10 protein-coding genes and 1 pseudogene are annotated in these 11,159 nt (G+C 61.3%); 6 read left to right on the top strand and 5 right to left on the bottom strand.

All coding sequences use genetic code 11. The annotated features are described in order from the left end of the window. Positions 1 to 382 precede the first annotated feature (382 nt). Positions 383 to 898: a helix-turn-helix domain-containing protein gene (locus IVA81_RS03655; protein WP_247312364.1), complete on the bottom strand. Its 516-nt coding sequence runs from the start codon at positions 896 to 898 to the stop codon at positions 383 to 385. 234 nt (positions 899 to 1,132) lie between these two features. Between IVA81_RS03655 and IVA81_RS03660 the strand changes: the two genes are divergently transcribed. Then, positions 1,133 to 1,765, top strand: coding sequence for a 2-hydroxychromene-2-carboxylate isomerase (locus tag IVA81_RS03660; RefSeq protein ID WP_247312367.1), 633 nt, complete (start codon positions 1,133 to 1,135; stop codon positions 1,763 to 1,765). Between the two features lie 98 nt (positions 1,766 to 1,863). Then, positions 1,864 to 3,063 carry a CaiB/BaiF CoA-transferase family protein gene (locus IVA81_RS03665; protein WP_247312370.1) on the top strand — a complete coding sequence of 400 codons (1,200 nt, stop codon included), beginning with the start codon at positions 1,864 to 1,866 and terminating at the stop codon, positions 3,061 to 3,063. Positions 3,064 to 3,089: 26 nt separating this feature from the next. Here the strand turns inward: IVA81_RS03665 and IVA81_RS03670 are convergent, their stop codons facing one another. Then, the gene (locus tag IVA81_RS03670; RefSeq protein ID WP_247312373.1) at positions 3,090 to 3,767 is read right to left on the bottom strand and encodes a glutathione S-transferase family protein; all 678 of its coding nucleotides are present in this window, start codon (positions 3,765 to 3,767) and stop codon (positions 3,090 to 3,092) included. A 1-nt stretch (position 3,768) separates the two neighbouring features. Next, on the bottom strand, positions 3,769 to 4,512 hold the full coding sequence (locus tag IVA81_RS03675; protein WP_247312376.1) for an SDR family NAD(P)-dependent oxidoreductase: 744 nt from the start codon (positions 4,510 to 4,512) through the stop codon (positions 3,769 to 3,771). A 231-nt stretch (positions 4,513 to 4,743) separates the two neighbouring features. Here IVA81_RS03675 and IVA81_RS03680 point away from each other — a divergent pair, with 231 nt between their 5' ends. The 3 genes from IVA81_RS03680 (at position 4,744) to IVA81_RS03690 (ending at position 7,835) form a co-directional block, all read left to right on the top strand. Next, positions 4,744 to 6,348: an AMP-binding protein gene (locus IVA81_RS03680; RefSeq protein ID WP_247312379.1), complete on the top strand. Its 1,605-nt coding sequence runs from the start codon at positions 4,744 to 4,746 to the stop codon at positions 6,346 to 6,348. A gap of 18 nt (positions 6,349 to 6,366) precedes the next feature. Next, positions 6,367 to 7,104, top strand: coding sequence for an SDR family oxidoreductase (locus IVA81_RS03685; protein ID WP_247312382.1), 738 nt, complete (start codon positions 6,367 to 6,369; stop codon positions 7,102 to 7,104). Positions 7,105 to 7,181: 77 nt separating this feature from the next. Continuing rightward, on the top strand, positions 7,182 to 7,835 hold the full coding sequence (locus tag IVA81_RS03690; RefSeq protein ID WP_247313313.1) for a flavin reductase family protein: 654 nt from the start codon (positions 7,182 to 7,184) through the stop codon (positions 7,833 to 7,835). 37 nt (positions 7,836 to 7,872) lie between these two features. Here the strand turns inward: IVA81_RS03690 and IVA81_RS03695 are convergent, their stop codons facing one another. Further along, the gene (locus IVA81_RS03695) at positions 7,873 to 9,075 is read right to left on the bottom strand and encodes a multidrug effflux MFS transporter (RefSeq protein ID WP_247312385.1); all 1,203 of its coding nucleotides are present in this window, start codon (positions 9,073 to 9,075) and stop codon (positions 7,873 to 7,875) included. A gap of 96 nt (positions 9,076 to 9,171) precedes the next feature. After that, a pseudogene (locus tag IVA81_RS03700) lies at positions 9,172 to 10,367 on the bottom strand (acetyl-CoA C-acyltransferase). Positions 10,368 to 10,535: 168 nt separating this feature from the next. Here IVA81_RS03700 and IVA81_RS03705 point away from each other — a divergent pair. Next, complete coding sequence (locus IVA81_RS03705; RefSeq protein WP_247312390.1) at positions 10,536 to 11,156, top strand: TetR/AcrR family transcriptional regulator; 621 nt, start codon at positions 10,536 to 10,538, stop codon at positions 11,154 to 11,156. Positions 11,157 to 11,159 lie beyond the last annotated feature (3 nt).

Consider the following 11,159-nt stretch of genomic DNA (forward strand, 5'->3'; position numbering starts at 1 on the left):
GGCCAGCGGAAGTGGTCATCGACGGCGAGCAGCAAATCCGCGTTGTATTATCATCAGATACACCTGCCACTTCGCGTTCGCCACCGAAGGACGACGGTCACCCCTGGACAAGGTCCGTACCTCAAAAGAAAAGGCGGTGGTCATCTCAAGATTCGACTTCTTGGCGGGATGTTCCAAAAAGCAAACTCAGACGCTAATCCACGCTAAGCCATCGTACTGGCGGACACCGGGTATGAGGGCGGGCATCTGCTTAAGCAGCAACTCACCTTTTTCATCCTGATTGGATGTTCGAGGCTATGACGGTCGAGTTCGCGAGCAGGCTGAATACTACGTTCGGGGGCGAGTCGCCTGCGGCCATTGTGGGAAACGCGGCTTGGCGCCCTTACGCCGCTTTCTTGCGGGGCTTCGGCTTTGCTTTTTTGTCGAGCAAAACTCTCTCCGGAGCCGGGCGGGCGCCTGGTCCAGGATGGACATGAACTTCCCTGGCTGAAAGCGGCTCGCCGCATTCCGAGCACACCATCACGGGGTCGAACATCTTGCCGCATTTGCGGTGCTCATGCAGAAGGGGACGCCCGCGTTCGTCGACCATGTGGGTGTCGCCCCAATGCACCAGCGCCATCATGATCGGATAGAGGTCGAGGCCCTTTTGCGTCAGGATATACTCGTGGCGTTTGGGCGATTCCTGATAGGGAATGCGGCGCAGGACGCCCTGCCGAACCAGCTTTTTCAGCCGTTCTGCGAGCAGATGGCGCGTGATTCCAAGCGCTGACTGAAAACCCTCGAAACGGCGCGTGCGCAGGAAGCACTCGCGGAGAATAAGAAGCGTCCAGCGGTCACCAATCACCCCGATAGTGCGAGCCATCGAACATGGCTCTTGCTCAAGTTCATCCCATTTCATTCCTGCTCTCCGGTCGACCGACGACGCCTGTTCCGCTCGAAGCATGAGGAAAACCGCACGCCATTCTAGATAGGCACTAAAGTTGAAACAAATACCCCGGCGGCCAAGCCAAAGTACAGAATTCAGGGGAGATTTGACAGTTCAATTTTAGAACTGTATGAACGATTAACAGCCAGTTTCGGCATAGAAGATCACCAGGCCTGACCATCGCTGCGCTCTGCGGGAGTAGTTGACATGTCCCTGAAAGTTGAATTCCTGTTCGATTTCGGCAGCCCGAACGCTTACCTCGCGGAGCTCGCCCTTCCCGGAATCGAACGACGCACCGGCGTCAAATTCGACTATGTCCCGGTCCTGCTCGGCGGCATCTTCAAGGCGACGGGCAACATGTCCCCGTTCGAATCCCTTCACGGCATCAAGAACAAGCCGGAATACCAGTCGCTGGAGACGGAACGCTTCATTCGCCGCCATCATGCGACGAAATTCCGGTCGAATCCGTTTTTTCCGGTCAATACGCTGATGTTGATGCGCGGCGCCGTCGCAGCGAAGTTCGAAGGCGTGTTCGAGCCCTATTTCCGCGCAGCCTATCACCACATGTGGGAGGAGCCGAAGAAGATGGATGACCTCGAAACCTTCCGGAATGCATTCATCTCCTCAGGCGTCGATATCGATCAGTTGCTTGCGCGTGCGCAGCAGGATGACGTCAAGAAGGGGTTGATCGATCGCACCACCGACGCCGTCAACCGCGGCGCATTCGGCTCGCCGACCTTCTTCGTTGGAAGTGAAATGTTCTTCGGCAAGGACCAGCTTCGCGATGTGGAGGAGTCGATCGTCGAGCAGATCGGCCGGCCCGTTTCAAGGACGGCCTGAGGTCAAAACCTGAAGCCTTGCAGAGCCGGGCAGATGTCCCGGCGCTTGCATCGCGAAAACTCAGTCGGCTCATAATAAAATCATTCAGGGAGAATGTCATGCCCGGTCCACTCAACGGCGTCCGTGTCCTCGATCTGACAGGTGTGGTGTCGGGCCCGTTCGCGACCATGTTTCTGGCGGATCAGGGCGCCGACGTCCTGAAGATCGAGCCGATCGGCGGCGACATTACCCGGCGTAGCCGCGCCACCATCGACAAGGATGGCGAGTTCTCTGCACTGTTCATTTCGTCAAACCGCGGCAAGCGTTCGTTGTCGATCGATGTCAAGAGCGCGACCGGCCGTGAGGTTCTTGCCAAATTGGTCGCGCAGGCGGATGTGCTGGTGCAGAATTTCCGGCCGGGGACCATGGAGCGCCTCGGTCTCGGCGTCGAAGAGTTGCGCCAGCGTCATCCGCGCCTGATCTATGTTTCCATCAGCGGTGTTGGTGACACCGGACCCTATGTGAAAAAGCGCGTTTACGACCCGATCATTCAGGGCCTATCGGGCTTTGCCGATATCCAGTCGCAGCCGGTCACGAACCGTCCGCAGATGATCCGGACCATCGTATGTGACAAGACCACCGCCGTGTTCACCGCGCAGGCGGTGGCAGCGGCGCTCTACGCCCGCGAGAAGACAGGGGAGGGTGATCACATTCAGGTCGCTATGCTGGATGCGATGATCTCATACTTGTGGCCCGAGGGCATGATGCAGTACACGGTGGTGGGTGCAGAGGCCGCTGCTGCCGATCCCAACGATCGGCCCGATCTCGTGTTCAAGACCAGCGACGGCTACATCACCGCCGGTACCATTTCCGATTCCGAATGGCAGGGTTTTTGTCAGGCCTCCGGCGATCCAGAGCTTGCCAAAGATCCCCGCTTTGCGACGCCGGCGGCGCGCTCGGTCAACGCCACGGCGCGCATCAACAAGATGGCGGAGTATATCAGCCAGCACACCACCGCTGAATGGCTGGAACGTCTAGATGCCGCCGACGTCCCTTGCTCGCCGATCCTGCGACGCGGCGAGATCATCCACAATGAGCAGGTGGTCGCGCGCGAGATCATCGCGGAGTTCGATCAACCCAAGGTCGGCCGGGTGCGTCAACCCAAGCCCGCTGCCCGCTTTGCGATCAACGAGGCCGCGATCGGTGGACCTGCTCCCAGGGTCGGCGAGCACTCCCGCGACGTGTTGCACGAACTGGGTTACGACGACAGCGCCATTGACAGGATGGTCGCCGAGCGCAGCGTACGCGTCGCGGTCTAACCGCGAAGCCCGTCGGCAGCCGTCTTCTAGACCTTCGCTGGCACCGGCGTGATCGGGGCCATCGCAACATTCGCCGCGAGGGCTCGCTGAAATGCTTCCCTTCTCCTGATGCGATCGAGATAGGGCTGAGCGTTGTCGCAAATGGGCACGCCATAGACGATGGCCCACTCAAGGCAGGTCGTGAGCAGGATGTCTGCGCTGGTAAACCGGTCGCCCATCAGAAATTGCCGGCCGTCTGCGAGCGCGACTTCGACATGGCGCAACTGCTGGCGGAAATACTCGCCGGCCTGGGCAACGACCTCGGGCGCAATGCCGTAGATCGGGCCGAGCGCGTCGGCCCGATGGCGGCGCATCACGTAGAGGCTGGTGGAATCCAGCTCCGCGACGATAAAGAAACACCATTCCAGCCAGGCGGCATACTCGCGGGTGGCTTCCGGAATCAGCGAGCGTTCCGTCGTGGAGTACGTTCGCGACAGGTAGGCAACGATCGCCGCGCTCTCGCCGATGCAGAAGTCGCCATCCTGAAGCAGCGGGATCTTCTGGCGCGGATTGAGCTTCGAGTATTCTGCGGTCTTGGTTTCGCCGGTTCGCGGCCCAATGGGCTTTGTCTCGTAGACCAGGCCCAGCTCGTGCATGGCCCAATGCGGACGAATGGTGCGGCTTGTTCCAACGCCCCACAGCGTCAGGTTTGGTGTCGCGCTCATGTTACCACTTCTCCACGGACGGGCGTAGATCGAGTTCGTGGGTCCAGCCGTCTCTGCTTTGCTGGTGGGTGAACCAATAGGCTTCGGCAATGGAGGACGTCTTGGTCAGGCTATCCGGCGGAATGTCGCTTGCTTCGATTCCTTTCGCTGCCTTCATGCGCTGGTGAATCGCCTCGCTATCCACGCCGGCGTCGATCAAGAGGTGTACGACGTGAATGTTCTTCGGTCCAAGCTCGCGCGCCATCGCCTGGGCAACTGCTCGCAGTCCGAACTTCGCCGACGAAAACGCGGCAAATCCCTTGCTGCCGCGCACACTGGCGGTCGCTCCGGTGAAGAAGATGGTGCCGCGTCCACGCGGCAGCATCACGCGGGCAGCCTCGCGTCCAACCAGGAAGCCGCCGTAGCAGGCCAGTTCCCAGGCTTTGAAGAACAGCTTCTCCGTGGTGTCGAGCAGAGGCTTGTTGACGTTGGAGCCGGCATTGTAGAGGCAGACCTCGATGGGCCCGAGCTCTTTCTCCACCCGCGCGAATATGCCTTGGACGTCTGCTTCCTGGCGCGCATCGACGCTGAACGCGTGAATGTCATGCCCTTGAGCCCTCAACTCGCCCACAAGCCCCTGCGATTTGGATGCATCACGCCTGCAGATGCAAACCGTATAGCCGCCCTCGGCAAAACGACGGGCGACCGCCGCCCCGATGGCGTCGCCTGCGCCCACAAGTATCGCTACACCGCGGCTCGCCGCCATATTCGTTCTCCCTCGTAGTTCTTATTTGATACTCTAACACTAGCCTGTCGGGTACCGCGTTGTAAACGGCGGCTTTCATACTGAGAGGTCAAATGAACCGAGCCGGATTGCACATTCGAACGCCGCAGCGAACTCCGACGGTGAATTCCCGATTGACGAGTTCTAAAATAGAACGTTAAGTTAAAGGCGCCGCATCGGAACGTCGGCAGGGTTCGATCGGGAGGTCAGTCGATGGTGGAGCGTTCAGAGGCGATCAGTCTCGACGAGATTGCTGTCGGCTTGCCGGGCCGCATCCATGAAGTAGCGGCAAGCCAGGTGGCCAAAGCGCCTAGCCGAATTGCGCTGGTTGAAGACGGAGCTTCCTGGACTTACGGAGACCTCGAGCGGCGCGTTAACGAGGTTGCGGGCGTTCTTTCCTCGCTCGGGATCAGGGCCGGCGACCGGCTGATCATTGTCAGTGAGAACTGTATTGCGCTTGCCGCCTTGCTGCTGGCGGCGAGCCGGCTCGACGCCTGGGCGATCGTCGCCAATCCGCGCTTGTCGGCGCGCGAACTGGACCAGATCCGCGACCATAGCGGCGCCCGCCGGATGTTCTTCACGGCAGGTGTTTCGAAAGAGGCCGCTGCTCATGCCTCGCGCTGTGGCGCCGAGAATCGGCGGATCGGCGCACTGCTGGACATCGGTGTCGGTCCGCTCAACGAAAGCGCGACGGTCCAGCCCGTTGAGGCGGATCCCGCAAACCAGGTTGCGGTGTTGATCTACACCTCGGGCACGACGGGGACCCCGAAGGGCGTGATGCTCTCGCATGACAATTTGCTCATCAGCGCAAGGACCACCGCCTATTTCCGCAGGATGAACGAGGACGACAAGATCTACCTCGTGCTGCCGATCTCGCATATCGTCGGCATCTCGCTCCTGATCATGACGCTGATGGTCGGCGGTACGGTGCGGATGGTCAGCAAATTCGATCCGGCCGCGACCGCAAAGGCGATCGCGCAGGAGGGCGTTACCATCCTCAATGGCGTGCCCGCCACCTATCAGCGCCTGCTGGAGTACAAGAGCGTATCAGGCGTGGAACAGCTCGCCCGGGGCGCGTTGCGCTTGATTGCCGTCGCCGGCGCGCCGCTGGATTTGAATCTGAAGTTGCGAGTGGAGAAGGAACTCGGGCTTCCGTTGCTGAACGGATACGGCATCACCGAATGCTCGCCGGGAATATCAGGCGTACGTTTCGATAGGCCACGCTCGGATCAGGCGGTTGGCACGCTGCTGCCCGGTGTGGAGGCGCGGGTGCGAACCATCGAAGGATTTCCGACGGCATCAGGTGAAGTCGGTGAGCTGCACGTCCGCGGGCGGAACGTGATGCTGGGGTACTATCGTGCCCCCGAACTCACCGCGAAGGTGATTGACAGCGAGGGCTGGTTCAATACCGGCGATCTCGCGCGTTTCGACGGCGATTGTCTGTACGTCGTCGGCCGCACCAAGGAAATGATCATTCGTTCCGGTTTCAACGTCTATCCCGCGGAGGTCGAAGCAGTTCTCAGTTCACACAAGGACGTCGTGCAATCCGCCGTGGTCGGTCGTGCCGCGGAGGGCAATGAGGAGGTTGTCGCCTTTGTGCAATTGCTGCCGGGATCTCGCACGACGGCCGAGGCCCTGATGAGTTTCGTCCGATCTCAGTTGACTTCCTACAAGCGGCCGTCCGAAATCGTCATACTTGATGCCTTGCCGGCGACCTCGACCGGCAAGATACTCAAGCACAAGCTAGCGGAGTCCTTGCGCGAGGGTGGTGCAACCCCTGCGGTGCAGACGCCCGAATTCCGCAGGCAACATATCTAACTTTACCGGGAGGACACCTTGCAAAAGAGAAACGCAACCGTGGCCGTGATCGGCGCCGGTGACTATATCGGCGGCGAGATCGCCAAGAAGTTCGCTTCGGAGGGCTTCACCGTGTTCGCCGGGCGCCGCAACGGAGCCAAGCTCGAGCCGCTCGTCAAGGAAATCGAGGCGGCAGGCGGCGAAATTCACGCACGCTCCCTCGATGCGCGCAAGGAAGAGGAGATCATCTCCTTTCTTGGCGATGCGGACAAGCACGCGCCGCTCGAGGTTTGTATCTTCAACATCGGCGCAAACGTCAATTTTCCCATCCTGGATACGACCGAACGCGTATTCCGCAAGGTCTGGGAGATGGCCTGCTATTCCGGCTTTCTCGCCGGCCGTGAGGCAGCCCGCCTGATGCTGCCCCGCGGCAAGGGCAATATCTTCTTCACCGGTGCGACCGCGAGCCTTCGCGGCGGAAGCGGATACGCGGCCTTCGCCAGCGCAAAGTTCGGCCTGCGCGCCGTTGCGCAAGCGACCGCGCGCGAACTGGGTCCAAAGAACATCCACGTCGCCCATCTCATCATCGATTCCGGAGTTGATACCGAATGGGTCCGCCAGCGGCGGATCGAGGCGCTTGGTCCCAATGCGCTCGATGACCCGGATCTTCTGATGCCGCCCTCATCGGTCGCGGAGTCCTACTGGCTGCTTTATCAGCAGCCCAAAAGCGCCTGGACCTTCGAGCTGGAGATTCGCCCCTTCGGCGAGAAGTGGTAGCGGGAGCCGCTTGCGGTGTGATGGAGTTCGACTAGCGAGCGATGGCCGAGTTTCGCCGGCCTTGGGAAAGGGACTTTATGGATCCGTCCAACTTCCACTACTATGAGCCTTCAAAGGGCCACGGCCTCCGACATAATCCGTTCAACGCGATTGTCGCGCCGCGTCCGATTGGCTGGATTTCGTCGCGGAATGCGGCCGGTCAATTGAACCTCGCGCCGTACAGTTTTTTCAATGCGTTCCTCTACGATCCTCCGATCATCGGGTTCTCGTCGATTTCGTGGAAAGACACCGTCAAGAACGTCAGCGAGACCCGCGAATTCGTCTGGAACCTGGTCACCATGGATCTCGGCGAGCGCATGAACGTAACAGCGACGCCGCTCGATCACGGCGTGAGCGAGTTCGAAGCAGCTGGACTGACGCCAATACCCGGACGCCACGTTGCCGTGCCGCGGGTGGGCGAGAGCAGGGCCGCCATGGAATGCAAGGTCGTCGAGGTCTCTCAGCTGGCCAACGCACGCGGAGAAAAGGTCGAAGGATGGTTCGTGCTTGGCGAGGTCGTCGCGGTCTACATCGACAAATCGTTGATCGAGGACGGCGTCTACAACACGGCACTTGCGCGTCCCATTCTGCGCGCCGGCCGTGGTGGAGACTACCTCGAGGTCCGGACCGAGAACATGTTCGAGATGAAGCGCCCAGCGGGAAGCAGCAAGCCGGAATTCCACGGCGCCTGATGCCGTGCCGGAGAGCGCGTGTGGAGTCACGAGCTGATCAAGTCCCGGGGCCCCGCGCGTACAGGCCAAGGGCCAGCAGCGAAAAGGCGCTCAACACGACGCCCAGCGCCAGCATCGCTTCATGCGACACCGTGGCAGCAAGCCACACGCCGATCGCTGCGGTCATCATCTGCCAGAAGCCCAGCAGCGCCGAAGCCGCGCCGGCCTTGTTGCCGAATGGAGAGAGCGCGCGTGCGGTGGCCAGGGGACTGACAATCCCCATGCCGAAGAGATAGACGCTCATCGCGCCCAGAAACGGCAAGAAAGTCGGGTTGAGCATCGAGATGAGCAGAACCGCAAGGCTGCTGGCCGCTGTCGCCAACAATGCTGCCCGGATCGGACCATCGAGCCCGTAGCGTGGCGCCAATCTCGTCGCCAGCATGCCAGCCGCGAATACGATAAAGACAGTGCCGGCGAAGAAGAGGCCGAGCTGAACCGGCGTGAAGTGCAGCGCCTCGATGAACAAGCGCGGTGCAGCCGAAAACATCGAGAACAAGCCGCCTATGATGAGGCTCGAGGTGGCCGCGGGGATAGCGAAGCGCCGGTCGCCAATCAGGCCGGCATAGGTCCTGCCGATGACAATCGGATTGAACGGCGTGCGGATCGAATGGTGGGTTTCGCCGAGCACAATGCTGTAGGCGACGGCGCCGATTGCGGCAAAGGCGGCGACGAGCGCGAATTCGGCGCGCCAGCCGAAGCTGTGGTCGAGTGCGCCGCCCAGCAGCGGCGAGAACCCGGGAGCTGCGGACATCACGATCATGATGAGCGCCATTGCGCGTGCCAGAGCCGCGCCGCTGAACATGTCGCGGGCGATGGCGCGAGACAGCACCGAAGTCGCGCAAGCGCCTGCTGCCTGCACGACGCGGCCGACCAGGAGATTTGGCAGATCGTTTGCCAGACCGCACCAAACGCTGCCGGCGAAGAACACGGCAAATCCGATCAGGACCGGCCAACGTCTTCCGTAGCGATCGGACAGTGGTCCGACCAGGAGCTGGCCCAACCCGAACACGGCGAGAAAGACGGTGATGGCGGACGTGACCGCCGCACTCGTGACATTCAATGAGATCGCAATCTGCGGCAGAGACGGCAGCAGAATGTTGGTCGCGAGCGTGCCCATCGCGGCCAGGACGGAAAGGACCGCGATCGGCAGCGCGCCGGAGGTGGGAACGTCCCGCGGCGCGGTGTTGATCAGGTCAGCCATGGGACCTTTCGCGTGATCGGGATAGGTAGATTAGGACGACGAGTGACGCGGTTCGCGCCGCTCGCCCAGTCCGCTCTTGTCCGCCCAGGCGTGGTGTCAGCGGACGACGCGCTCGATCGCTATGGCGGTGGCTTCGCCGCCGCCGATGCAGAGCGATGCGACGCCGCGCCTGAGGTTCTGCGCTTCGAGCGCGTGCAGCAGTGTCACGATCAGCCGCGCGCCGGTGGCGCCGATGGGATGACCCAGCGCGCAGGCGCCGCCGTTGACGTTCAGCTTCTCTCTGGGGATGCCGAGATCCTTCTGCGCCGCCATCGCTACGACGGCGAATGCCTCATTGATCTCGAACAGATCCACGTCGCCAACGCTCCAGCCGACCTTGTCCAAAAGCTTGCGAATAGCCGGGATGGGGGCCGTGGTGAACCATTGTGGCTCCTGGCTGTGGGTGGCATGGCCCTTGATCTCGGCGAGCACCGGGAGGCCGTCGCGATCGGCCAGCGAGCGTTTCGCCAAGATGAGCGCCGCAGCGCCGTCAGCATTGGCGGACGAGGCCGCCGGCGTGATGGTGCCGTTGGCGCGGAACGCGGCTTTCAGCCCGGGGATTTTGGCGGGATCGACTTTGAGCGGATGTTCGTCATTGGAGATGATCCGGGGCCCGGCTTTCTCGGTCAGCGTGATCGGAGCAATCTCAGCCTTGAACGCGCCGCCTTCAACCGCCTTGCGGGCGCGGGTCAAGGTCTCGATCGCATACTGGTCCTGGTCCTTGCGGGTGAATTGATAGGCCTCGGCCGTAGCCTCGCCAAAGTCGCCCATCGAGCGTCCGGTCTCGTAGGCATCTTCCAGCCCGTCCATCAGCATGTGGTCGATGATGCGGTCGTGGCCAGCGCGATAGCCGCCACGCGCCTTGGCCAGCAAATAGGGCGCATTGCTCATACTCTCCATGCCGCCAGAAAGAATGATCTCGGCGGAGCCCGCATTGATGATGTCGTGAGCGAGCATGGTGGCCTTCATACCGGAGCCGCAGACCTTGTTGATGGTGGTGGCGCCGGTAGCATCCGGCAATTTGGCGCCGCGAGCGGCCTGGCGTGCCGGAGCCTGTCCCTGTCCGGCCGGCAACACGTTGCCATGAACACCTCGTCGATCCGCTCGGGCGCCAGCTTGGCCCGTTCCAGAGCTGCTCCAATCACGTGAGAGCCGAGCTTGTGTGCGCTCAACGGCGAGAGCTCGCCCATGAAGCGGCCGAGTGGCGTACGGGCGGCGGAGAGGATGACGACGGGATCGGAAGCGGCGGCCATGGCGAATTCTCCTGTTGATCGCTGTTGTTATATGACGATAGTCATATAAGATAGTGGGCATTGCAATGAAATGTTGCCGTGGTCTGCAAAAGCGCGGTTCCAGAATTGCAGGGAGGGGATGGGAACGGCTTGTACAGCCGGCCACCCATGAGGTTGCACGGAGGGGTGATGCGTTACGTAGAAGACCACAGGCGCCAAACCCACGAACGGATCGTCGAACATGCCTCCTACGGATTGCGCCAAAACGGTGCCGAAGGGCTCAGTGTTGTCGAATTGATGAAGCTCGCCGGCCTGACGCACGGCGGCTTCTATAACCATTTCGATTCACGTGCCGCGCTTGTTGGCGAGGCAATCGCCTTTGCAATGGACCAGATGGTCGAGCGGTGGAAACGACTGGTGAACGGAAAGGTCGACGGGGATCGCATCGATGCGTTAATCGCCGATTATCTTAGTCCCCGGCATCGCGAAAATCCTAGACAAGGTTGCGCGCTTCCAGCCTTGGCCGCCGATGTTGCTCGATCGAGCCCGGGCGAGCGGCGGGCCTTGGCTTCCAAACTGGAAAATATGATCGACGTCTTTGTCGAGCTGCTTCCCGATGAGGCGCCCCAACAGGCTCGCCAAATCGCGACGGGCGCCATTGCAACCATGGTTGGATCGATCGTGCTGTCGCGCGCTGTCGGCGCCGGGAAGCTTTCCGATAGCATTCTCGATGCCGGTCGTATGACCGCTGGCCGCCGGAGTCAGAAGCCCCGGCGCAGAACAAAAAAAGCGATACGCCGCGACAAATAGGGA

Source organism: Bradyrhizobium sp. 141, assembly GCF_023074055.1.
In the GTDB taxonomy this organism is placed as follows: domain Bacteria; phylum Pseudomonadota; class Alphaproteobacteria; order Rhizobiales; family Xanthobacteraceae; genus Bradyrhizobium.